This window comes from Arthrobacter sp. Rue61a (assembly GCF_000294695.2).
GTDB lineage: Bacteria > Actinomycetota > Actinomycetes > Actinomycetales > Micrococcaceae > Arthrobacter > Arthrobacter aurescens_A.
Genome location: NC_018531.1, coordinates 4,187,501 through 4,210,532, shown reverse-complemented (window position 1 = coordinate 4,210,532; position 23,032 = coordinate 4,187,501). Strand labels below are relative to the sequence as shown.

Genomic DNA, 23,032 nt, shown 5'->3' with positions numbered 1-23,032 from the left:
CAATTAGTTTTCAATCTGAACTATATGAGGGATAATGGATCATGGTCAATGGAAGCGGGAGAATTTTTTGAATCTGCAGGGAGGTCCCACGCCAGTGAATGAGCAAGCCGCGCCCGGACGCGTAGGTGACGTCCGCCGTCGAAATCTTTCATTGGTGATGGACTCCATCGCACGGACCGGGGATGCCAAGCCCAGCCGCGCGCAGTTGGCTGCCGGAACCGGGCTCACCAAGGCAGCCGTTTCCAGCTTGGTTGCCGATCTGGTTGAATCCGGGCTGGTCTCGGAAGTTGGTCTGTATCGCGACGGTGAACGGGGGCGGCCGGGCCAAGGCTTGGAGCTCAGCGCGCGCCGTGGCGTGGTAGGCATGGAGATCAACGTGGATTACCTGGCTGTTGGCCTCGTAGACCTGGGGGGCAACCTCCGGTTCCACTCCACCGTTGAATCCCGAAACCGGGGGCTGGAGCCTGAAAAGGTCATGGAACGCTTGGGTGGTCTGGCTGCCCAAGCCATAGCCGCCGCGGCCGCAGCGGACATCTCGATCCTCGGTGGCGGACTGGCGGTGCCGGGCCTGGTGGATGAGCAGCGCAACATGGTGTTGTCCGCCCCCAACCTGCACTGGGAACACAAGGAGCTGAATCCTAGGTCCTTGCTGGAAGGCGCCCCGCTTGGCGTCAGATTGTCCAACGAGGCCAACAGTGCCGCGCTGGGAGAGCTTTGGTATGGCGAAGGCCGGCCGGACTTCCTTTACGTCTCAGGTGAGGTGGGCGTGGGCGGGGGCGTCATCATCGGCTCGGAGCTTTACACCGGACCTGGCGGGTCGGCGGGCGAACTTGGCCACATCGTGGTGCACCCGGACGGGCCGGCTTGTTCCTGCGGTGGAGCCGGATGCTTGGAAACCTTTGCCGGCCAGGAGGCTATTTTCGAGGCGGCCGGCATCCCGGATGGCTCGCTGGGCGGACGCACGGAACTGCTGCTGGCGGCCTTGACCGCCCAGGAGCTGCAAGCCACGCAGGCAGTTCACGACGCCGGGAGGTACTTAGGCGTTGCGCTCGCGTCTTCTGCCCGGTTGATGGATATTGAAGCCGTAGTCCTCGGCGGGCATTTCGCCGTACTGGCGGAGTGGCTCAGGCCGGCGTTGCTCAGCAGTTTGGAGCGCCACGCGCCGGGCCTGCTGGATCCGGGCAACCTCACGGTTTCTTCCCTTGAGCATTCCGGAACGCTCCTCGGAGCCGCGGGCCAAGTCATCAGGTCCGTGATTGAGTCCCCGTTCGAGTTCCTGCTGGCGAGCAAGCTGGCCTAGCTGTACTCCCCGGGGCTCAGTCTTGGGGAGCGCTCGAATCACGCCGCACCGTCAGGTCCGCGATAATCTTCCGGACTCGTAGGCGATAATTCGGCGTGGGTTCTTCCGAATGAATCATCAGCATGCTTACTATTGATGGGCCAGTTGTTCGCGCAAACTACCCCAACGGACGAGTGCCCCATGACTACACAAGACTCAGCCCACACCAGCACCGCCAAGGCGAAGACCGCACCTTCCCCCGAAGATTCGCGTAAGCCGGACAGTCCCAACGACCTCGCCAAGCCCACGTGGATGTACATCGCCAAGCGGACCTTGCGGGAGTTCACCAAGGATCAGTGCCCGGACGCTGCTGCTGGGTTGACCTATTACGCTGTGCTTGCCCTGTTCCCGGCGCTCTTGGCGTTGGTCTCCCTGATCGGGATCTTCGGCGATGCAGGAAAAACCACCGGCGCCCTGCTGGATATTGTCCAGCAGTTCGCTCCGGGACCTGGCGTAGACGCCATGCGTCAGCCCATCGAGGAGCTGACTCAGTCCAACGCCGCTGGCTTCGCGCTGATTCTCGGTATTCTGGTGGCGCTTTGGTCCGCTTCCGGGTACACCACAGCCTTCAGCCGGGCGATGAACCGGGTGTACGAAGTGGACGAAGGCCGCGGCTTCGTCAAGCTGCGCGGCACGATGTTGGCGGTCACCGTTGTCTCCGTTGTGGGCGCTGCATTGGTGGCAGGGATGCTGGTGCTGAGCGGTCCCGTAGCGGAGGCGGTAGGAGGCGCAATCGGAATGTCGGAGACGTTCCTGACCGTCTGGAACATCGCCAAGTGGCCGGTCCTCATCATCATTGTGGTGGCGATCATTGCGGTGCTCTACTACTTCACTCCCAACGTCAAGCAGCCTAAGTTCCGTTGGATGAGCATGGGTTCCCTGATCGCTCTGGTAATTTTCGCGCTGGCGTCGCTGGGCTTCGGCTTCTACGTTGCCAACTTCAGCAACTACAACAAGACGTACGGCGCTCTCGCAGGCGTGATCATCATGCTGCTGTGGCTCTGGATCCTGAACATGTCCTTGCTGTTCGGAGCCGAATTCGATGCCGAGATGGAGCGCGGACGCCAACTGCAGGGCGGTATTAAAGCCGAAGAAAGCATCCAACTGCCACCGCGCGATACCAAGAAGAGCGACAAGATGCAGGAAAAGGAAGACCAAGTGGTTCGGGACGGCGAAGAAATCCGTGAAACTCACGGTGACGAGCCCAGGAAGAATAAGTAGCCCACGTGGAGATCCCCGCCATGAGCACTGAAACGCACAACACCAAGCTCAAAACCATCAGAAACGGTGACAGCGTCCGGATCAGCGGTGAGGTTTTCCTGGTGGACTCAATCGAACCCCAAGAGGGCTCGCGAAGCATCAGGCTGGAATTGACAGCGCCGGACGGCGGTTCGGTCACCTTCATCGGCCTGCCGAAGGCCAAGGTGCAGCTCGCTGCGCGAGCCTCCTGAATCCGTTCCTGGCCGGACGAGGTGGTGGGGCACGCATTGGACCGCCGCCCGCTATCAGCGCTCAGCAGAGGACGTCCCCGCTGGCCGGATGGTTCCCAAGTGGTCCTGGGACGGGCTTGTAGCGGGTTGACGACTCAGGCTTCGGCGGGGAAGCCCTGATCGGCGTCGTCCCACCAACCCTCCCAAGCGCTGGAGGTCAGGCGTTCGGTAGTAAAGGCAGGAGCGGGTTCGCTGTTGGAATCGCCGGATCCGCTATGGCTGCCGCTGGCGTCGAGGAAAAAGTTCAGGGTCTTCAAGAGCATCATGGTGGTGTCCTTTCAGTGGTTTCGTGGACGTCTTTGTCCAGGTAAAACCAGCGTAGGTGGCCATTGTTTCCTCTCGTCGACGCAATGTTTCCGCTGTGTACCACTTATCTCACCTGCCCGTTCGAGGACTTACAACCGACACAAAAGACGAGCGTGCGGTCACCACCTTCTTCGAAACTCAAAGCCTCTCGACACGCCCAGAATGCGGCGTGTCCGCCGATGCCAGCAATCAAAGTAGGTGGTGGCCGCACAGTCCCGAGCCAGCAAAGCTGAAACATGGGTGGCGCTGACACAAAAGCGGGCCCCTGCCGTGACCTTGGCAGGAGCCCGCTGGCTTTTTGGAGCGATCCTCCCGCGGAACTTAGGGCATCCGCGGGAGGACCACGTTGTTAGGCGAACGGGAGGACCAGCTCCGCGTAGCGCTGCTTCATGGTTTCCAGGACGGTGTCGCCGTCGGCGTCCCAGATTTCCTGGTTGAAGATTTCAACTTCGATGTCGCCGGTGTATCCGGCGTCCCTGACCCAGGTGCCGATGGTGGCGAAGTCGATGACGCCGTCGCCCATCATGCCGCGGGACAAAAGCGCGTCCGCAGCGATGGGCAGGTTGAAGTCGCACACCTGGTAAGAGGCGATGCGATTTTCGCGGCCGGCGCGTTCGATCTGCGCCTTCAGTTCCGGATCCCACCAGACGTGGAAGGTATCGACGGCGACGCCGACAGCCTTTGCGTCGTACGGCGCGGCGAGATCGAGAGCCTGGCCAAGGGTGGAGATGAGCGCGCGGTCGGCGGCATACATGGGGTGCAGGGGTTCCAGCACCAGGCGCACGCCGTTCTCCGAAGCGAACGGAACAAGTTCCTCAAGGCGGTCGGCCACGCGCTGGCGTGCAGCCACCACGTCCTTCTCACCCGGAGCGAGCCCACCAACCACCAGGAACAGCTCCTGCGTGTCCAGCGCTACTGCCTCACGGACGGCTTCAAAATTGTCAGCCAGCGCTGCAGCCTGTCCTTCAGCGTCAGCCGCCGTGAGGAAGCCACCGCGGCAGAGCGAGGAAACCCGGAGACCTGCGTCCTTGATCAGCTTCGCTGCCTTGTCCAAGCCAGCCTCGGCCACGCGGTCACGCCACGGTCCGATCGCGGGGATCCCCGCGCGTGCGCAACCATCCACGGCTTCGGCCAGGGTCCACTTCTTGGTGGTGGCGCTGTTCAGCGACAGCCGGGAGAAGTCCGCGCTCATGCGCCCACCCCGTTGATCCGCAGGAAGTCGGACATCCGGAACGCGGCCAGCGACGGATCCTTCAGCAAGCCGGCCTGATCGGCCAGTTCAAACGTCTTAGCCAGGTGCAGCACGGAGCGACCCGAGTGCAGGCCGCCCACCATCTGGAAGCCGGGCTGCTTGCCGTTGAGCCAGGACATGAAGGCGATGCCGGTTTTGTAGTAGAACGTGGGTGCGCTGAAGATGTGCTTTCCGAGCTCACGGGTGGAGTCAAGGATGGCGCGACCTTCGGTGCCCTGACCGGCGTCGTACTTTTGCAAGGCAACCGAAGCGGCAGGGTAGATGGCAGCGAAGATGCCCAGCAGGGCGTCCGAGTGGTGCGTTTGGTCGCCGTCGATCAGTTCCGGGTAGTTGAAGTCGTCGCCGGTGTAGAGGCGGACGCCTTCCGGAAGTGCAGCGCGCAGGGCGACCTCGTGGGAAGCATCCAGCAGCGAAACCTTCACCCCGTCAACCTTGTCCGAGTGCTCGCGGATCAAGCTGAGGAACGTATCAGTGGCAACGGAGACGTCGTCGGAACCCCAGTAGCCGGCCAGCGCGGGATCGAACATAGTGCCAAGCCAGTGAAGGATGACGGGCTGGTCGACTTCCTGCAGGAGTGTCGAGTAGACGTGCAGGTAGTCGTCAGCGCCGTTGGCAACCTTGGCCAGGGCGCGGGACGCCATGAGGATGACCTTGGGACCGGCTTCGCTGACGACGGCGATCTGCTCGCGGTAGGCGTCGATGACGGCCTGGATACCCGCTGCTCCCTCGGGAAGGGCAGTGATATCCAGCTGGTCGGTGCCTGCGCCGCAAGAGACAAGGTCGCGGACGGACTTGCCGGTGATGGCAGCATTGCCCGTTGCAACAACGGAGGCGGCCTCGGCTCCGGTGCGCTTGATGAGCTGCTGGGTGGCTGCCCAGTCAAGGCCCATGCCGCGCTGCGCGGTGTCCATGGCGTCAGCAACGCCAAGCCCGTAGGACCACAGCTCGTGCCGGTAGGCCAACGTGGCGTCCCAATCGAGCTGAGCCGGTGCGCCGGGAGTGTTGTCCGCGGCGACCTCAGGGATGACGTGGGCCGCGGCGTAAGCGCGGCGGGCCGTCAAAGGAGCGGTCGGCTTGGCCCACGAAGTGGCTGCCTGAAGGCGGTACTCGCGGGTGCCGCCGTCGTCGGTGGGAAGAATCAGTGACGTCATTAGAGGGTGATCTCCGGGATGTCGATGGTGCGGCGCTCAGCCGAGGACTGCAGGCCGAGCTCGGCCAGCTGCACACCGCGTGCTGCCGAAAGCAGGCCGAAGCGGTGCTCGCGGCCGGCGACGACGTCGCGCAGGAATTCTTCCCACTGCAGCTTGAAGCCGTTGTCCAGTTCAGCGTTGGCGGGAACTTCCTGCCACTGGCTGCGGAAGGATTCCGTGACGGGCAGGTCCGGGTTCCAGACGGGCTTGGGGGTGTGGGCGCGCTGCTGCGCAACGCACTTGTTCAAACCGGCGACGGCGGAACCGTGGGTGCCGTCGATCTGGAACTCAACCAGTTCGTCGCGGTAGACGCGGACGGCCCAGGAGGAGTTGATCTGGCCGATGACGTCGTCGCCGCCCGGGGTCTCCAGTTCGAAGATGCCGTAGGAAGCGTCGTCAGCGGTGGCCTTGTATTCCTTGCCTGCCTCGTCCCAGCGTGCGGGGATGTGCGTGGCGGTCTTGGCGTTGACGCTCTTGACCTTGCCGATGATGCCTTCAAGGACGTAGTTCCAGTGGCAGAACATGTCCGTGGTCATTCCACCGCCGTCTTCCTTGCGGTAGTTCCAGGAGGGACGCTGTGCAGCCTGGACGTCGCCTTCGAAGACCCAGTAGCCGAATTCGCCACGGATGGAAAGGATGCGGCCGAAGAAGCCCTCATCCACCAGGCGGCGGAGCTTCACCAGCCCGGGGAGGTACAGCTTGTCGTGCACAACGCCTGCGGTGACGCCGGCTTCCTTGCCGATTTGTGCCAGCTCGATGGCTTCTTCGAGGGTCTCGGCCGTGGGCTTCTCGGTGAAGATGTGCTTGCCGGCGCGCATTGCTTTCTTCAGGGTGGCGGCGCGGAGGCTGGTCATGGAGGCGTCAAAGATGATGTCAACGGTGGGGTCAGCGATGACGGCGTCCAGGTCAGTGGTCCATTCGGAGACCTTGTGGAGCTCGGCGAGTTCGCGGATCTTGGCTTCGTTGCGTCCAACCAGGATCGGCTCAACCTGAACCTTGGTGCCGTCTTCAAGGGTGAAGCCGCCGGCGTCGCGGATGGGCAGGATGGACCGCAGCAGGTGCTGGCGGTAACCCATACGGCCGGTAATGCCGTTCATGGCGATGCGGATCGTCTTTGTTTCGTAGCCCATGTTTTCTCCAGTGCCTTGTGTGCCGGTCGCTCTGCGGATGCCGGTGCTTGCTGTTCTCATATGGGAAAGCGCATTCCCGTTGCATCGATCATGCACTATGGCGCGCCGTGTTGGCAAGCGCTTTCCCATAATTCAGCGAGAACTGCCATAATTTCCTTAGCGCCAGTCCCGACGCTTGCAGAAAAGGAGGGCCGCGTGGCCGCCAGCACACTGAGTGAAGTTGCCCGTTTGGCAGGAGTCTCCCTTGCCACGGCATCCCGGGTCCTGAACGGCTCGTCCCGCAAACCCGCCGAGGACATCGCAGAGCGTGTCCGCGAGGCCGCCGACAAGCTCGGCTACGTACCCAACGCCCAGGCGCAGGCACTGGCGAAATCCAGCTCCGGATTGATCGGCCTCATTGTTCATGACATCGCCGATCCCTATTTCTCCGCCATCGCACGTGGCGTCCAGGAAGCAGCCCGCCAGCAGAACCGCATGGTGCTGCTGGCCAGCACGTCCGGCGCGCCCGCGGATGAAAAAGAAGCAGTGGCCGCATTTGCCGCCCGGCGTGCCGATTCGATCGTGATCGCCGGCTCGCGCTCCGTGCGCGCCGAGGACAAGCAAGGCAACGTGGAACTCGCCGCCGAACTGGACCGTTACTGCCGCAACGGCGGTCACGTGGGGGTCGTGGGCCACCCGGTGGTTGGCGCTTCCACTACGGAGGGCTACCACGTGGTGAAAGTCCCCAATGAGGAGCTTGCTGCAGGCCTCGCTGCGGAACTGGCCGCCACGCACCACGGTGAGTTCCTGATCGTTGCAGGTCCCGAAGGGCTGTACACCTCCGACGACCGTGTCCGCGGTTTCCAGCGCGGACTCGCTGACGCCGGCAGGCCCGAAGCAGAGATCATGCGCACGGGCTTCAACCGCGCCGGCGGATACGACGCCGGCCTGGCGCTCGCCGAGCGGATCAAGGCTTCCGAAGAGCGGCTCTGCATCTTCGCCGTGAATGATGTTATGGCCATTGGAGTTACAGCGGCGCTCCGGCCCGAAGGCGTGTGGATTCCCCGGGACGCCACCATCGCCGGTTTTGACGACATCGAAACCCTGCGGGACTTCCGCCCGGCTTTGTCCACCGTGCATCTGCCGCTGGAGGACATTGGGCGCCTCGCTGCCGGAGATCCTGACACGCCTCCCGTTAGTGGCGCGGTCAAGCTCCGCCGCAGCACGGAGATCCCGGCCGAATCGCAAGTATGACCTCCGCCGCTGGCCAGGCGCCCCGGGCGCTCACGGTGATTCCCGCCGTCGGGCGTTCCACCGGAGCGGCCCCCGCCGTCCTGGTGCTACCCGGCGGAGGCTACGCCAAGCAGGCCGACCACGAGGCCGAGCCGGTGGCTGAATGGCTTGCCTCGCTGGGGATCCACGCGTTTGTGTTGCGATATCCCGTGGCACCGCATCGGCACCCGGCGCCGTTGGCCACCACCAAGCAAGCCTTGATCTGGATCCGCGATGGTGATCATGGATTGAACGTCGATCCGGCGCGGGTTGGGGTCCTCGGGTTTTCTGCCGGCGGGCATCTGGCTTCAACGCTGTCCGTGGGCGTGCTCACTGGAGATCCCGGGCTGGATATTGATGCGTCAGTTCCAGACCTCAGCATCCTCTGCTATCCGGTGATTTCGTTCGTGGATTCCGTGCATCAGGGGTCTGTGGACAACCTCGCAGGAGTGGGCGCAACGCCGGAAGTCCTGCGTGAGCTGTCAACGGAACTGCACGTCACGCCTGACGCTCCGCCCGCTTTCCTATGGCACACTGCCGACGACGAATCCGTTCCAGTCAGCCACAGCCTCGCGTTTGCAGGAGCGCTGAGCAGGGCCGGCGTTTCAGTGGAGCTTCACGTATTTCCGAACGGTGTCCACGGCATTGGCTTGGCTACGGGGACGCCCGGCGCGGATCAGTGGACCGTGCTTTGTGCCGCATGGCTTCACCGGATGGGCTGGGCCGTTTAGTCCTCACCCAGTGTGATGGTGTGCAGGAAAGCGGCGTCGTTGAGCACGTTGTCCGGAAGGTCGTCCTCCACGAATTCCAGCATGATGTCCATGTCCTTGCCGTTGCCGCGCAGGACGTCGGTGACGGTCTGCCACAGCAGTTTCCGGTTCCGAAGCGGGAAACGCTCAGCTTGGGGCCCCCACGAGAAACAGTGCACGCCCACCAGGTGCGGCAAGACTTCGTGGAGGGACTCCAGCGCCTGCTTGTCTGAAAGCCCGACGGCGGGCTGCCAGTAAGTGCCGACGTTGGCGTGGTTGACCTGGTTCAGGAGTTCAAGAGTGGTGGCGGGGGAGTCCGTGAGGGTTCGGCCGTGGTACTCGAACGCGATGGCGATTCCGCGCTCGGACGCGAGGTCCGCGATTCGCCGAGTGTCCTTCACGATCGCATCCCAGTGCTCCTGGCTGGCGTCCGCCGAACCGAGTTCACCGGCCCACACCCTGACGCGGGGGGCTCCGAGCGCTGCAGCGAGGTCCAGGTCGCGGGTGAAGTCTCCGAATGCGCCGCACCGGTAGTACGAACCCAACGACAGGACGCTGAGTCCAGCCGCCTCCGTGGCTTCCCTCGCGTGCGCAGCTGAACCGGGATCGCTGACGTGCACATCCGTTCCCCATTCGATGCCGGCCAAGCCTGCGTCCGAGGAAATCCGGACCACATCGTCAATCCCGTGTGAGCGGAGAGTGACGGAGCAAATGCCAGGCGTGAGGTCAGCCAGCGTGGTGAGGTCGATCATGCTTCACAGGATACCGGGAATGCGCTTACCCAGTAAGGGCGTATCGCCTGTTGAACATTTTGCGCACCCACTCCCGCGGTGCGCACCCCTCAAGTACCTTTGCCGCGCCCTTTCCCGCCGTGCGCACCAGAGGTTACGGGTGCATTCGGCGGAAATGGGTGCGGTGTACGTGCGAGTCAGCAATGACCTTGACCGCGCACTTTTGTGGGCTAGAGATCTATCCAGTAACGACGAATGGGCTCGGTGATGCCCAGGTCCGGGCTGAAACTCTCCGGTGGGCGGACGCCTTCAAGGATTCCGCCGCAGGCCTCGATGGTGCGGGCGGAAGCCGGGTTGGACTGCTTGCAGGTGACCATGACGCGCTCCATCCCCAGGGCGCGCCCTTCCTGGAGGGCCCCATTGAGTGCAAGCTTGGCGAGCCCCCGGCCCCTGGCGCTCGGCCGGATTCCATACCCGATATGTCCTCCCACCTCGGTCAGATACTCACTCGAAAGGGCGTGCCTGAGACTAGTGGAACCCAGATACGAATTGCCCTCCACCACCCAGATGGTGCTTTGGTTGACCACGCCTTCAGGAGGCTGGAATTCTGCCAAGGGCATGCGGTGCAGCAGTTCAACCCACTGGGCGAAGTGCTTGCTGTCGCGGAGATCCAGCTCGTAGCGGGCTGCCAGAAAAGCCGCGGAGCCGTCTTGGTCAAGGGTTCCCCACTCGTCCCAGCTTTCCAGCCAGGACGCATGGAGGCTTGACGATGGACGTGTTAGCTCAGCGTGAATCATTGGGTGAGCGTACTACGGCCGTCAGCTCAGGCTTCGGATGTTCTGGTCGCTTTCGGCGTCCTCAACCCGCCGCCTTCGAAAGTCGCATTCCCACCCCGACCGTCGCTGGTGGACCGCAGCCGGCCAAGCCGCCCTGTCCACTAGTTCGACTTACTCAACGTCCGGCCCATGATGGCCTGAGTGAGGGCGTCGATCACTTCAGCGTTGGCCAGCGGATTGCGGATCAGCGTGAAATCGACGTCACCCACCGGGGGTAGGCCGAACCTCTGGGTGATGACCTTCAAGTCCTCCGGCACCAAGGATGCGGGCATTACCGCAACTCCAATACCGGCGCGCACAGCAGCGAGCACGCCACTGATTTGCTTGGTGCTGCAGGTGATCCGCCAGGTCCGGCCCTCGGCTTCCAAAGCGTCGATGGCAAGTTTTCGGCTGAGGCTTGGGGCGGGGTAGGCGATGAGGGGGACGGGTGCCCCGGGTTCCAGCACGGTCTGCTCGACGCCCACCCAGGCGAAGTTGTCGTGCCGGACCACGGTGCCTTCCTTCGCCCCGGCCACCCACTTCACGAACACCAGGTCCAGTTGCCCGGCGTTGAGTCGCTTGTAGAGCTGGTCGCTTTGGCTGACGGTGAGCTCCAAGTTGATCTGTGGGTACAGCTGCCGGAACTCGCGAAGGATCCGGGGAAGGCCGGTGATAGCGAGGTCGTCGGCAGTGCCAAAGCGGAGCCGCCCGCGCATGGCTGAACCGGAAAAGTAGCGGGCAGCGGAGTCGTGGGCGGCCAGGATGCTGCGGGCAAATCCGGCCATGGCATCGCCGTTGTCGGTGAGCCGGACCTCGCGCGTATCGCGGGCAACCAACACCCGTTTGGCGGAAGCCTCGAGCTTGCGGACATGCTGGCTGACTGTGGGCTGTGCCAGCCCCAGGCGCTCTGCAGCCTTGGTGAAACTCAGCGTCTCTGCGACGGCCAAAAAGGAACGGAGCTGGACAGGTTCGAACACGTAACTCCTAAAGCGCAGGTCAGCGCCGGGCCGGAGTACTGCGCCGGTGGAGAGGGCTCATTGCATTCCGCAATGCTAGTTATAGGCGCAATACGCTTCCATAATTGCTGCTGGCAACCATAGCGTTAAACGTATCCCACCGAAACTCTCGATCCGAGGACTACTTTTGGCACCCCCACCGCCTTCAGCGGCAGACGTCAGCCAGCCCGTCATCGATTCCCTCTCCGCGCCTCAGCCGCCGGACACCGTCACCCAGCCACTCGCCGTCGTGAGCGAAAAGCTGCCCTGGCGGCATACCTTCATATCCCTGAAAGTCCCCAACTTCAGGATCTTCGCAATCGGCCACTTTATTGCCGTGATCGCCATCTGGATGCAGCGCATCGCCCAGGACTGGATGGTGCTCCAGCTGTCCGGTTCCGTCACCGCCGTCGGAATCACTGTGGCGCTGCAGTTCATGCCGTCGCTTTTCCTTGGTCCGTGGGGCGGCATGATCGCCGACCGCTTTGCCAAGCGTAAGATCCTCATCATCTGCCAGTCGGCGGCAGCGGTACTCGCAGCCGTGCTCGCGGTGCTCTCCCTAAGCCAGCGCGTAGAAGTGTGGCACGTGTACGTCATCGCCCTGGTTTTGGGCTTTGTGACCGTCCTGGACCAGCCGGCCCGGCAAGTGTTCGTCAACGAACTCGTGGGCCCCAAGTACCTGCGGAACGCCATCAGCGTGAACTCCACCACCTTCCAGCTCGGTGGACTGATCGGTCCCGCCCTGGCCGGTGTGCTGCTCACAGCAGTTGGTGCCGGCTGGGCCTTCGCCGCCAACGCCGTGGCGTGCTGCTCCACGGTGGCCATGCTGCTGATCCTCCGCAAGGACCAGCTGCACCTCAGCCAGCCGACGCCCCGCAAGAAAGGAATGCTGCGCGAAGGCCTCAACTACGCGCTGAGCAAGCCAACCATCTACTGGCCATGGTTGATGGCCGGCTTCGTGGCAGTTTTCGCGATGAGCCTGCCGGTGCTGCTGGCCGCGTTCGCGGACCACGTGTACGACGCCGGTGCCGGAGGCTACGGCCTGCTGAACGCCATGGTTGCGCTCGGTGCGCTGACCGGTGCGGTAGCGTCCACCCGCCGTCGTCAGTTGCGGTTGCGCTCGGTGGTGACGTCCGCCGGGTTGTACGGCCTGATGCTCTGTGTTTCCTCGCTCATGCCAACCATGGTGTGGTTCAGCGTCACCATGGTCCTGGCCGGATTCTGGTGTCTGATGTTCCTCACCGCGGCCAACCAAATGGTGCAGACCAGCTCCAACATGAGCATTCGCGGCCGTGTCATGAGCCTGTACCTGGTGGTGCTGATCGGCGGCCAGGCAATCGGCGGTCCCATGATGGGTTGGCTCGCCGAGCACCTCGGTCCGCACCTGGCCGTCCTGATCTCCGGTGGCGTGCCGGCCATCGCAGCTGCGGTAGTCGCCGTCGTACTGGCCCGGAAGTCATCCCTGCACATCAAAGTAGACCTGCGGGATCGGCGTCGGGTGCTGCGGATCGTGCGGGAGCCGCAGACCGTCTAAACAGTCGAAGCGCCCCCCGGCAAACCGGGGGGCGCTTCATTCTGCGTGGCGCTAGGCCACAGGTAGGTGCGGGTACTCCGCGGATCGGCCCTGGAACTCCAGGACGTCCGGATTGCGGATGACACCTTCACGGATTTCGATGGCCCGGGAGACGGTCTCATTGGCGTCCCATCCGTCCGGTCCCGACACCACGGTTTCCAAGAATGGAAGCAGGGCCTCACTGATTTCCCAGCTGGCCGAGTTCCAAAGATATGACGGGCTGTGGTCCACGGCGTAGTAGTTGACGTGCCCGCCCACGCGGAACATGGGCTCGTCGAACGTGGTGGTCCGCGCCCAGCTGAAACCCATGCCTTCGTCGCAGGAAACATCCACGATCAGGCTGTCCGGCTGGAATTCCGCCAGGTCCTCCGTCCGCAGGTAGGTCAGCGGGGCGTTCGGATCCTGCAGGGTGCAATTGACCACGATGTCCGCCGCGGCCAAGAACGGCGCCAAGGGCTTGCGCCCCTTGTCCGTGATGACTTCGCTGAGGAACGGCGCCTTGCTGTCGTGGTCGAACTGCACGATCCGCACTGAATGGATCGGAGATCCGACGGCGGCAACGCCACGGTTGGTAAGGACCTGGACGTCATGGACGCCATGGGCATTGAGCGCGGTGACGGCACCGCGGGCGGTGGCTCCGAAACCAATCACGACGGCGCTGAGCCGGCGGCCGTAGTCGCCGGTGGAACCCGTCAGGGCCAGGGCGTGCAGCACGGAGCAGTACCCGGCGAGCTCGTTGTTCTTGTGGAAGACGTGGAGGCCGAAGCCACCGTCGCCCGCCCAGTGGTTCATCGCCTCAAAAGCAATGAGCGTGAGCTTCTTGTCGATCGCCAACTGGGTGATCGCCCGGTCCTGCACGCAGTGCGGCCAGCCCCACAAAGTTTGGCCGTCACGGAGCTCCGCCAAGTCCTGGGCCTGCGGCTTGGGCAGGAGGATAACATCGTTAGTGGCGATCAACTCCTGACGTGTACCAAGCCCGCCCACAAGCGACTCAAGCTTGCTGTCCGGGACACCGAACCGCTCGCCGTAGCCATGTTCAAAGCGGAGCTGTTGCCGGACTTCCGGTGCAATGCGCTCCAGATGCTGCGGGTGGATCGGCAGGCGGCGCTCATTGGGCTTCAGCGAGGAAGCCAGGACGCCTATGCTCAGCTGGCCGGTTGGCGCGGTCACTTCTTGTTGCCGGTAGAAGGCTTTGCCGCCTCGGTGGCGGAGGACTCGGAAGCCCGCTTATCCGCGCGTTTTTCCTTGATGGATTTGCTGGATTTCTTCGATGCAGTTTGGCGCGGTGATTTGTCGCCCATGATGGCTCCCTTAGAGCGGAGCCGAAATGGCTCCTGACTCCTGACGATACACCTCCCCGGATAGTGCTGTGGCCGGAGTCACGCGGCCCTCTGCCTATTGGGTGGGCTGAACCGCCGGTCGGCCATGCGTCACGCGGTGAGTGACGCGTTCCGCGGTATCGTCCACGGTCACAACCTGCTCCACGGGTTCAAGGTAGAAACGGGCGCTGCTGATGATGCCCTGGTCCACGCCGAAGATAATGACGCCGGTCATCTCATGCGGGGTGCCGTCACGGCGGGCACCCTTCAAATGCAACTCTGTCCACACACTTCCGCCGCTCACGCTGTGGGACAGCATGCGGGCTGCGATGTCCGGTACACCTGTGAAGAGTTGCTCCCAATTGCTGCGGATAGTGTCCCGTCCCGTGAATCCCCGGGTGGGGTGGGCCGGTGTTTCGTTGACGTAGCCCGGCGCGAAACACTCAGCCAAGGCTTCAAGATCGTGCTTGTTCGTAGCTTCCAGCAGGCGGTTGATGACGGCGAGCGGACCCGCCCCAGCATCGTCGGCGAGAGTCATTGGAGGACCTCCCGGATAGGTGGATGTACGTAAGAGTTTAGGCTCGCGAGGCCTCCCGGTCGACGGGTAAACGGCCCTCTTTGGTGAGTGTCGTCGTCGAGCATGTCTTGGGAACAAAGAAACCCCGGATCGTTGGATCCGGGGTTTTCTTGGAGCGGGCGACGGGAATCGAACCCGCGTATCGAGCTTGGGAAGCTAGCGCTCTACCATTGAGCTACGCCCGCGTTGCCCGGGAAAATCCCCTGAGCGAGTCCTAGCTTAGCGCAGTTACAGGGCTCCTCATGACCGGCGCACCGATGGGCGACCATCCCCTTATCTAAACAGCTTCATGCCGTTCCAGCCGTTGCCCACTTGGCGCTGAGCACCCCACACACCTACGCCCAGCGCGTAGTCCACGAGGTAACCGTCCACGGTTTGCGCAGTGATGCTGCGCGTACCCGGACCGGACAAACCGAAGCTCGGAACCAGTGCCTTCATGGTGCCCCAGCCGGAACCAACAGTGGCGGGAAGGCCCGCGAAACCACCCCCGCCGTTGCCCGGGTAGCTGAGCAAATGCCCGGAGGTGGTGATTGCCAGGATGTCGTTGGCGCCGTCGGCATTCCAGTCGGCCATGGTCAGGCCCATGCCTGCCCAACCACTCCCGATATCCACCCGGTAGCTCAAAGCCCTGCCCGAAGTATTGGGGTAGTACCGGAGACCGCCATCCGGGAAATACCCCACAATGCCCGGGTACCCCTGCGCGGCGGACCATTTGCCCACGGTGATGGTCATCTTGTCCCAATCACCCGTTCCCACCACGATCTGAGTGGAAAAAGCACCGCCAGGCCAACCCTTGAACAAGCCCAACGTGCCGTTGTCCCACTGCGCAAGGATGTCGTAGACGCCATCAGCGTCCCAGTCCACCACGAAGGCCTGCTTCACACCATGCCAGTTGGAGCCGATCACAGAAGGAATGCCGTAGCCGCCACCGCCGTGTGCAGGGTAGCGAAGGAGCCGGCCCGAGGAGTCCGCAGCAACCAGGTCAGCGCCGGAGGTGATGCTTGCATATGCGGTGGGGTTGCCGGCGAAGTATTGCTCCATGGTGGGGAAGCCGCGGCGCTTCATGTCGGTGGCCAGATCCACCCCGACGTAGCGCAAATGCCACGGCTCGTAGCTGTACCCCGTGACATTGGTGTAGCCGTTGGGGTACCGGACTATGAAGCCGTACCTGTGGGCATTCGCCGCCACCCAGATACCTGCGGCAGTGTCCCCGAAGCAGGTGCTGAGGCCGCAGGAACCGTTGGCGTTTCCGACGTCCACGGCGAGCCCCGTCTGGTGTTCGCTGTGCCCAGGACGTGCGGAAATGAGGTCAGCCTGGGCCTGGCCGTAGATGCTGACGTAATAGGAGTAGACCTGCTGCTGCTGAGCGTAGGAGCGGTAACCGCTCACTACCGCCAGCCCGCCTGTGCCGGCATCGGCCGCACCTTGGAACAAACCATTGAGCCATGCCGCAGCCTCGGCCCGCAGATACTGTCCGGAACCGCGGGCGTTGACCAGGTCGCCAGGAGCGTAGCTCACCGGGTTCAGTGGCCGGGACTTATTGACCAAGACAGAGAGGTTCGCGGGATCGCCCACAGGATCGACGCTCGGCAGCGGATTCGCTGTGGTGGGGACCGCTGTTTGGGCGACGGCGGCCGGTGCTGTGGTGGTGACAGCTTGAGTCGGCGCAGCCGTGGCAGGCGCTGCAGCCACGACGCCGCCAGCCACCGCCAGGCTGAAGACAGCAGCGCAAGCCGCCAGCCGTCGTCGTGCGTTCCCCATGGAACCCGAACGGATGTGACTTCGCATAACGCCCCCCAATTTGCTTGTTGCCAGCCGCACGGCACTCTACCGGGCCTGGGGCCGCCTGTCAGCAGTGCCCCGGAAAATTGGCAGGTAACCATTCGGTCAAGGCTCGGCAGTCGTGTGTCGCAGGCGCCTGCCGCTGACTATTCTGAAGATGTTAGCTGCTGTGTATGGGGAACCGGGCTACGACATTCGACCGTACGCCGAAAGAGGTTTCCGTGGCATTCGCAGCTAATGAAGTGGTGATCAGCAGGGACGCCATGACCGTGTACGGATTCCTCATGGACGGAATGAACAACTCCCTGTGGCGAACTGGGATACGGAGCATTTCGCTTCGCTCCGGGATACGCGGGCAGAAGGGCGCCCTCTACCAGCAGACCGTTTCCGGGCCAGGCGGCCGCCCCGTAGCCGCCGACTTCAAGATCACGGACGCCCGTCCCGGCGCCGAAGTCCGCTATGCCGTAGTGGCAGGACCCGCCCGGCCAACCGGAGGCTACTACCTCAGTACAGAAGGCAACACCACTCGGCTTCGCTTCGCGCTCGAATACCACCCCAAGGGCCTGCGGAAGCTCATGAACGGCATGATCCAAAAAACCCTTGAGGGCGAAGTGGCGCAGCTGGAACAACTCAAGGTTGCGATCGAAGCCGACTCGTCCGTTTAGCCGCGGTTGGTTTCGTCCGGGACGCCGCGGTTGGTTTTGTCCGGGACGCCGCGGTTGGTTTTGTCCGGGACGCCGCGGTTGGCGTACGACGGCGGTCCGCCGGTTGGGTGCGCCGGTTTCCGCTTTATTGGGCGAACTTCAGCCCGCCCCAGCCGATACCGATGGTCACAGGCGTAGTCAGGCGTCCGGTGTTGAGATCCCAATACTCAACAACACCATTGCGGTCCAGTCCGGCAATACCCGTCGAGTCGGGACCCGTCACCCCGCGCAGCGCCCGCAGCCCTATGTAGTCGGTCCATTCTGCACCCACTACCGGACGGGATTCCTGCTTGGGCGTGCCCAGCCCGCTGCCGCGATACAGCCGGAGGGTGCCGTTTGCCTCGGTTGTGAGCAGATCCTGGAATCCGTCGGCGTTGTAATCCACCATGCTCAGCCTGATTGCAGGGAAGCCCGTTCCAATCGCCGCCTGCGCACGAATATAGGCCAGGCCCGCATTCTTATAGAGGTACAGGTTGCCGCCCGAATCCATGGCAACTATCTGGGGAAGCCGGTTGTTGGCGCACCAAGTGCCCACAGCGATGTTCAGCGTCCCCCAGCCCTGGCCAAGCGCAACAGGATACTTGAACCCACCTGCCTGAAGACCGGGATACACCAAGAGCGCGCCGTCGAGTCTTTGGGAGATCAGGTCAAACACACCATCCCGGTCCCAGTCCACAATGAAGAGGTCCTTGAGTCCGGTGAACCCCACGCCGATCCTCTTGCCGCCTCCGTACCGGCCGCCGCCCCATGATGGGTACGCAACCACGGAGCCGTCGCCGGCGATCGACACGAGGTCGGCTGCGCTGCTGATCGATGCCGCGCTCAAGTTGAGGGTGGGTGGCTGGTGCTTGCTGCCAGGTTCGCAGACACCCACAGGGTCAGTTGGAGGCGGAACAGTACCGCCGGGGCTCGTTGTGGTCCCAGCCGGCAACGTTGTGTAGCCGAAGAAATTCACCACACCCCACAGCGTGTAACGGTTAGGGGTGGTCTGCCAATTGCCATCCGTGTACGTGATACCTATGCCCATGACGTTGAACCGGGGATCACGGAGAAGAGCATCGTGACCCGGCGAACCCTTCCACCACTCCACAAGCTGGGCCGCGTCACGGTCCCAGCGGACAGCGATGACTTCACCCGCGCCATTGTTCGGATTGAGCGCCCGAGGATCCGTCCAGAAGTTGGCGCGGTGCTGGATCACCTCACGCGTCGCGATGTTGTTGGACCAGTCCTGGGCCAGGCTCGCCACCGTCGCGTGATACTTCACCGGTGCCAGACCAAGCGATGCGCGGTAGCTGTTGATCGCGTTGAAGACCGTCAGGATCGCAGCTGTGTTGCTGTCCGGGAGGAGGGCAAGCGCACCGTTTCCCGGATCTGCCTCGCCGCTGGGGGCCTTGCCCGGGAAGGGGGTGGTGGGTGGTGTTGTGGTGGTTTCGGGTGTGGGTGTTGGAGCGGGTGACGTGGTTTCTGTGGGGGCCGGTTGTGTTGGGGCCGACGTCTCTGTTGGTGCTGGTTCTGTGGAGGATGCCGTTTCTGTTGGGAAGGGAGTCGCGGACGCCGTTTCCGTAGGCGCTGTTGGCGTGGGAGACGCAGCCGGGCTGGGCCCGACGGCCGGGGCCGTCGGCGTGGGTTCGGCCGGGACAGTAGTAGCGGTCTCCTGTGGAGCCGGCTCCGTTGCCGGTGGATCGGTGGCACCCGTCTCCGAGGGGTTGTCCGGCCCCCAGGATGGCCCGATGTTGGGCACAGGAGGTGGCGTTTCAAACACGGGATCCACCGCCACGGGTCCGCTGTCCGAGTCGGTTTCCGTTCCGGCGCTTGGTGCAGGCTCCGGTGTCGCGGGGGCAGGGGCGGGCACAGTGGTGGGATTGGACGCGGTACCGGCCGCCGGGAGCGGCGCTGAAGGTGCGGGGTCCGCCGTCGTGGTTTCTTTCGGTGCCGTCAGTCCTGACGGAACGCCGGACGACGGGCTGGCAGTGGGGCCGGGGACCGTCTGGGTGGACGGGAGAATCTGGCTGGATGCGGCCACCCCCAGCGCCAGCGCGCAGGCCAGCACGATAGCGGCAGGCGCTGCCATTTTTCTCACTTTTACCCCGCGAATGCTCGTTGCCCCCAGGTACGGGCGCGGTTCTACATGTCCGGGAACTATAGTCCCATGGGGCGGCGCGGACAATGCATGGGGTATTTTTGATGCTGTGCTGATCTCTGACCGCGATATTCGTGCCGAAATAGACTCCCAACGGATTGTTCTTGAACCGTACGACCCCGCGATGGTTCAGCCGTCCTCCGTGGACGTGCGGATTGACCGGTTTTTCCGGCTCTTCGACAACCATAAATACGCCCACATCGACCCCGCAGAGGAACAGCCCGAACTGACCCGGCTGGTGGAAGTGGAAGGCGACGAGCCCTTCATCCTGCACCCCGGTGAGTTTGTGCTCGGATCCACTTATGAAACTGTCAGCCTGGCCGACGACATCGCTGCGCGTCTTGAGGGGAAATCATCCCTTGGACGCCTGGGGCTGCTGACACACTCGACGGCTGGCTTCATCGATCCCGGTTTCTCGGGTCACGTGACCTTGGAGCTCTCCAACGTGGCAACCTTGCCCATCAAACTGTGGCCGGGCATGAAGATCGGCCAGCTGTGCTTCTTCCGCCTGACGTCCTCGGCGGAGCACCCCTACGGTTCCGGCGAGTACGGTAACCGCTACCAGGGCCAGCGCGGACCAACTGCAAGCCGCAGCCACCAGAATTTCCACCGGACGTCCATCTAGCTCTTTTGATGCTTGATGCGCCGAGGGGTCGAGGGTTAGCTCTCGCGCTCCTCTTGCTCACCTCTCGCGCCGAGGGGTTAGCTCTCGGCACTTTGGGTTGGTCTCTCGGTTGAGATCTCGCCCCTCGGTGGAGGTTGGTGGCCTGAAGGAAGCGGCTTTCCCTGTGCCCTCCAGTTTTGTTGCCGAGGGGTTAGCTCTCGGCACTTTGGGTTGGTCTTTCGGTTGAGATCTCGCCCCTCGGTGAGTGCTGATGGGGCCCACTAGTCCTCCACACTGTGGGTAACCTCCCAGAGGTCCTTGGAGCATGCCAACAATGGCTGATGAGGATTACCGCGCCCCTTCCGATTGAGCTCCAAGGCCGTTCATTCACGCTTGCCGAACAACAAGCTGCAGGCCTGCCGGACCATCGTGCATGGAATAGCGATCTCCGCGTTGCCAGCAGGGGAATCCGAGTTCCGTGGGGCAAGGAACAGGACCCCGTGCACACCGCCCGGCTCCTCACAGCCGTGAGCGGCGGGGCGGTGTGCTGCCGCGAAACCGCGGCCATGCTGTGGGGATGCCCCTTGCCGTGGGATGCGCAGCACGACTTCCTGGTCCACCTCACTCGGGCGGACGGTACTTTTCGGCCACAACGCAGGGGAGTTCGAGGGCACCGAATGGTCCTTATGGACTCGGACGTAAGCGCCATCGACGGCATTCCTGTCACGACGCCTGCCCGAACCTGGTTGGACCTCGCCGGAGTACTTCCATTCGAAGACCTCGTCGCAGCGGCCGATCATTTCATCTGCAGCCAAACCCGAAGCTTCGGGCATAACAGGGTGCCGCTCTGTTCGGTAGACGATCTCAAGGCACAGGTCGAACGACATGCCGGCGCGCGTGGCATTCGGAAGGCTCGGGCTGCGCTGGACTTGGCACGTGTTGGGGCGGATTCCGTGCCTGAGACAAGGCTGCGACTGGCGATTGGTCGCGATTCCTTGCCGGAACCTGTGCTGAGCTACGTGGTGTGCGACCCGGCGGGCCGCGAGTTGGTGTGGCCGGATCTCGCCTTTCCGGACTTCAAGGTTGCGATCAATTACGACGGCGGCCATCACCTCAGTGCCGCACAAAAAGAATCCGACATCCGACGCGAGGCCTCACTCGCGGCAAACGGCTGGATCTCCGTAGTGATCACGGTGGAGCAGGTGCGGGAGTGTGGCTACGACGGAGTAGTTCGTCGCATAAGGGAGGCCCTCATCCGGGGTGGGTGGTCGCCGAGGGGTTAGATCTCGGGGCTTTGGAGGGCTCTTTGGGTTGAGATGTCGCCCCTCGGTGGAGGGGTTTGGGTTGAGATGTCGCCCCTCGGCGCGTGTGGAACGAAGGGGCGGAGACGGCACGCTAGGCGGGGGCTGGCTCCGGGGTACGGGGTGGGGCTCCAGGTGTCTTTCGGATGGCTTTGACCACTGGCTCCACAAAGCGAGCAGCCAGCGGGCCGAGGATAGCCATGATGAGTACGTAGGCCGTGGCGAGGGCGGCAAGTTCGTCTGGCACGGCGCCTGAAGCAACAGCCAGGCCAGCGATGACGATGGAGAACTCACCACGGGCGATCAAGGCAGCCCCTGCGCGGAAGCGGCCCGGTACAGCGATGCCTGCGCGCTTGGCAGCCCAAAAGCCCGTGAGCATCTTGGTAGCAGCAGTGATGACGGCCAGCACCAGAGCCCAGCCAAGGACCGGTGGAATGGAGGTCGGGTCCGTGTTGAGCCCGAAGGCCACGAAGAAGATCGCAGCGAAAAGATCCCGAAGCGGTTCGAGGATCCGCGTGGCATTGTGGGCGGTCGCGCCGGAGATAGCGATACCCAACATGAAGGCACCCACTGCGGCCGACACCTGGAGGGCAGAGGCGATGCCTGCCACGAGAAGTGCCAGGCCGAGCACGTTCAGCAGAAAGACCTCGGAGTTCTCGCTGTGCACCGCTTGAGATACCCGGTGCCCGTGCTTGAGGGCGATGACCAGCACCACCGTGACCACTGCAAGAGCAATTCCCACAGTTTGTAATCCGCCCAGGAACCCGACGCCGGCAAGGATGGCGGTGAGGATGGGCAGGTAGATGGCCATGGCAAGGTCTTCGAAAACCAGGATGGAAAGCACCACGGGAGTCTCGCGGTTACCGATACGGCCGAGGTCAGTGATCACCTTGGCCGCGATGCCTGACGACGAGATATAGGTAACGCCACCCATGACGATGGCGCCCACAAGTCCCCAGCCCAGAAGTACGGCCAATCCCGCGCCCGGAATGAAGTTGAGGATGAAATCCATGACACCGGCCTGCCAGGATCGCCGAAGTCCGGTGACCAGCTCCGACGCCGTATATTCCAATCCGAGCATAAGCAGCAGGAGGATGACCCCGATTTCGCCGGAGAGATGGGCGAACTCGTGCATGCCATCCAGTTTGACGAACCCGCCAGCTCCGAAGGCCAGCCCACCCACCAAATAGAGGGGGATGGGAGACATGCCTATCCGGCCCGCTAATCGAGCAAGGAGACCGAGGCAAAAGACGACGGCCCCCAGTTCAACGAGGGCTAATGCGAGCGGATCCATTCCGGTCAGCCGTTGCGGAGGATATCGGCTGCCGAGTCAAGACCTTCCTGCGTGCCGACCGCTACGAGTAAATCGCCGGTGTGAAGTACGACGTCGGGCGCCGGCGATGGGACCACCTCGCCTTCGCGCATGATCGCCACGATGGAGACACCGCTGCGGGTGCGGATTTGTGCCTTGCCCATGGGTTGGTTGACGAAGGGTGAATCGGGGGTGATGGAGAACTGGCGGGTGACGATGCCCGGGATCTCGCGATGTTCCTCTGCCAGGCGCATGGCAATGTGCTGGCCGCTCAGGAGGTTGCCGAGTGTCGATGCTTCATCGGCCGTCAACGGGATGGACGCCTGGCACGTGTCAGGATCATCCCAGGTAGAAACGAAAAGTTCGGTCTCACCCTCACGAAGTTCCACGACACCGATGCGACGGCCCGATGCCGTGACGAAATCCTTGCGGATCCCGAGGCCCGGGAGTTCAGTCTCATCCACGTTCATAG

At 63.2% G+C, this 23,032-nt stretch carries 23 protein-coding genes and 1 tRNA gene; 9 read left to right on the top strand and 15 right to left on the bottom strand.

The window, feature by feature from the left end; all coding sequences use genetic code 11:
* Positions 1-34: 34 nt before the first annotated feature.
* The 3 genes from ARUE_RS19215 (at position 35) to ARUE_RS19205 (ending at position 2,790) form a co-directional block, all read left to right on the top strand.
* Positions 35-1,300, top strand: coding sequence for an ROK family transcriptional regulator (locus tag ARUE_RS19215; protein ID WP_014922958.1), 1,266 nt, complete (start codon positions 35-37; stop codon positions 1,298-1,300).
* A gap of 180 nt (positions 1,301-1,480) precedes the next feature.
* Positions 1,481-2,560: a YihY/virulence factor BrkB family protein gene (locus ARUE_RS19210; RefSeq protein WP_043470744.1), complete on the top strand. Its 1,080-nt coding sequence runs from the start codon at positions 1,481-1,483 to the stop codon at positions 2,558-2,560.
* Positions 2,561-2,580: 20 nt separating this feature from the next.
* The gene (locus tag ARUE_RS19205) at positions 2,581-2,790 is read left to right on the top strand and encodes a hypothetical protein (RefSeq protein ID WP_043471533.1); all 210 of its coding nucleotides are present in this window, start codon (positions 2,581-2,583) and stop codon (positions 2,788-2,790) included.
* A gap of 134 nt (positions 2,791-2,924) precedes the next feature.
* Here the strand turns inward: ARUE_RS19205 and ARUE_RS24510 are convergent, their stop codons facing one another.
* The 4 genes from ARUE_RS24510 to ARUE_RS19185 form a co-directional block, all read right to left on the bottom strand.
* Complete coding sequence (locus tag ARUE_RS24510) at positions 2,925-3,095, bottom strand: hypothetical protein (protein WP_043470743.1); 171 nt, start codon at positions 3,093-3,095, stop codon at positions 2,925-2,927.
* Positions 3,096-3,484: 389 nt separating this feature from the next.
* On the bottom strand, positions 3,485-4,327 hold the full coding sequence (locus ARUE_RS19195; protein ID WP_011776313.1) for a sugar phosphate isomerase/epimerase family protein: 843 nt from the start codon (positions 4,325-4,327) through the stop codon (positions 3,485-3,487).
* Entirely contained in the window at positions 4,324-5,538 is a 1,215-nt protein-coding gene (locus ARUE_RS19190) for a dihydrodipicolinate synthase family protein (RefSeq protein ID WP_014922955.1), read from the bottom strand. The genes ARUE_RS19195 and ARUE_RS19190 overlap by 4 nt, the downstream gene beginning before the upstream one ends.
* Positions 5,538-6,707 (bottom strand): Gfo/Idh/MocA family protein, encoded by a 1,170-nt coding sequence (locus tag ARUE_RS19185; protein ID WP_026543316.1) that lies wholly within the window; start codon positions 6,705-6,707, stop codon positions 5,538-5,540. Before ARUE_RS19185 ends, ARUE_RS19190 begins: the two co-directional genes overlap by 1 nt.
* Positions 6,708-6,902: 195 nt before the next feature.
* Between ARUE_RS19185 and ARUE_RS19180 the strand changes: the two genes are divergently transcribed.
* Positions 6,903-7,940 carry a LacI family DNA-binding transcriptional regulator gene (locus tag ARUE_RS19180; RefSeq protein WP_014922953.1) on the top strand — a complete coding sequence of 346 codons (1,038 nt, stop codon included), beginning with the start codon at positions 6,903-6,905 and terminating at the stop codon, positions 7,938-7,940.
* A complete protein-coding gene (locus ARUE_RS19175) occupies positions 7,937-8,689 on the top strand; it encodes an alpha/beta hydrolase (protein ID WP_014922952.1) in 753 nt (250 codons plus the stop codon). Before ARUE_RS19180 ends, ARUE_RS19175 begins: the two co-directional genes overlap by 4 nt.
* Here the strand turns inward: ARUE_RS19175 and ARUE_RS19170 are convergent.
* From ARUE_RS19170 to ARUE_RS19160, 3 genes are all read right to left on the bottom strand, one after another.
* The gene (locus ARUE_RS19170) at positions 8,686-9,459 is read right to left on the bottom strand and encodes a sugar phosphate isomerase/epimerase family protein (protein ID WP_011776309.1); all 774 of its coding nucleotides are present in this window, start codon (positions 9,457-9,459) and stop codon (positions 8,686-8,688) included. The two genes, ARUE_RS19175 and ARUE_RS19170, sit on opposite strands and share 4 nt — an antisense overlap.
* Positions 9,460-9,668: 209 nt before the next feature.
* Positions 9,669-10,235 (bottom strand): GNAT family N-acetyltransferase, encoded by a 567-nt coding sequence (locus tag ARUE_RS19165; RefSeq protein ID WP_014922951.1) that lies wholly within the window; start codon positions 10,233-10,235, stop codon positions 9,669-9,671.
* Positions 10,236-10,375: 140 nt separating this feature from the next.
* A complete protein-coding gene (locus ARUE_RS19160) occupies positions 10,376-11,230 on the bottom strand; it encodes a LysR substrate-binding domain-containing protein (RefSeq protein ID WP_011776307.1) in 855 nt (284 codons plus the stop codon).
* Between the two features lie 166 nt (positions 11,231-11,396).
* On the opposite strand from ARUE_RS19160, the gene ARUE_RS19155 reads away from it, so the two are divergent.
* Positions 11,397-12,782, top strand: a complete 1,386-nt coding sequence (locus ARUE_RS19155) for an MFS transporter (RefSeq protein WP_014922950.1) — start codon at positions 11,397-11,399, stop codon at positions 12,780-12,782.
* A gap of 51 nt (positions 12,783-12,833) precedes the next feature.
* Here ARUE_RS19155 and ARUE_RS19150 read toward each other — a convergent pair whose 3' ends face one another.
* The 5 genes from ARUE_RS19150 to ARUE_RS19135 all read right to left on the bottom strand — a co-directional run bounded on the left by ARUE_RS19150 (position 12,834) and on the right by ARUE_RS19135 (position 16,505).
* A complete protein-coding gene (locus ARUE_RS19150) occupies positions 12,834-13,991 on the bottom strand; it encodes a N(5)-(carboxyethyl)ornithine synthase (RefSeq protein WP_014922949.1) in 1,158 nt (385 codons plus the stop codon).
* Complete coding sequence (locus ARUE_RS24820; protein ID WP_011776304.1) at positions 13,988-14,122, bottom strand: hypothetical protein; 135 nt, start codon at positions 14,120-14,122, stop codon at positions 13,988-13,990. Before ARUE_RS24820 ends, ARUE_RS19150 begins: the two co-directional genes overlap by 4 nt.
* Positions 14,123-14,216: 94 nt before the next feature.
* A complete protein-coding gene (locus ARUE_RS19145; protein ID WP_011776303.1) occupies positions 14,217-14,678 on the bottom strand; it encodes a nuclear transport factor 2 family protein in 462 nt (153 codons plus the stop codon).
* 150 nt (positions 14,679-14,828) lie between these two features.
* Positions 14,829-14,902, bottom strand: a tRNA-Gly gene (locus tag ARUE_RS19140).
* An 88-nt stretch (positions 14,903-14,990) separates the two neighbouring features.
* Positions 14,991-16,505: a M15 family metallopeptidase gene (locus ARUE_RS19135; RefSeq protein WP_043470741.1), complete on the bottom strand. Its 1,515-nt coding sequence runs from the start codon at positions 16,503-16,505 to the stop codon at positions 14,991-14,993.
* A gap of 215 nt (positions 16,506-16,720) precedes the next feature.
* Between ARUE_RS19135 and ARUE_RS19130 the strand changes: the two genes are divergently transcribed.
* Positions 16,721-17,164, top strand: a complete 444-nt coding sequence (locus ARUE_RS19130) for an SRPBCC family protein (protein WP_014922947.1) — start codon at positions 16,721-16,723, stop codon at positions 17,162-17,164.
* Between the two features lie 124 nt (positions 17,165-17,288).
* On the opposite strand, the gene ARUE_RS24815 is transcribed toward ARUE_RS19130, so the two are convergent.
* Positions 17,289-19,274, bottom strand: a complete 1,986-nt coding sequence (locus ARUE_RS24815; protein ID WP_286139812.1) for a CAP domain-containing protein — start codon at positions 19,272-19,274, stop codon at positions 17,289-17,291.
* A gap of 118 nt (positions 19,275-19,392) precedes the next feature.
* Here ARUE_RS24815 and dcd point away from each other — a divergent pair, with 118 nt between their 5' ends.
* Both dcd and ARUE_RS19115 read left to right on the top strand, forming a co-directional pair.
* On the top strand, positions 19,393-19,968 hold the full coding sequence (gene dcd / locus ARUE_RS19120) for a dCTP deaminase (RefSeq protein ID WP_011776299.1): 576 nt from the start codon (positions 19,393-19,395) through the stop codon (positions 19,966-19,968).
* Between the two features lie 320 nt (positions 19,969-20,288).
* Complete coding sequence (locus tag ARUE_RS19115) at positions 20,289-21,230, top strand: endonuclease domain-containing protein (RefSeq protein WP_014922945.1); 942 nt, start codon at positions 20,289-20,291, stop codon at positions 21,228-21,230.
* Positions 21,231-21,342: 112 nt separating this feature from the next.
* On the opposite strand, the gene ARUE_RS19110 is transcribed toward ARUE_RS19115, so the two are convergent.
* Both ARUE_RS19110 and ARUE_RS19105 read right to left on the bottom strand, forming a co-directional pair.
* Positions 21,343-22,542: a cation:proton antiporter gene (locus ARUE_RS19110; RefSeq protein ID WP_014922944.1), complete on the bottom strand. Its 1,200-nt coding sequence runs from the start codon at positions 22,540-22,542 to the stop codon at positions 21,343-21,345.
* Between the two features lie 5 nt (positions 22,543-22,547).
* Positions 22,548-23,030: a cation:proton antiporter regulatory subunit gene (locus ARUE_RS19105; protein ID WP_011776296.1), complete on the bottom strand. Its 483-nt coding sequence runs from the start codon at positions 23,028-23,030 to the stop codon at positions 22,548-22,550.
* Positions 23,031-23,032: the final 2 nt, after the last annotated feature.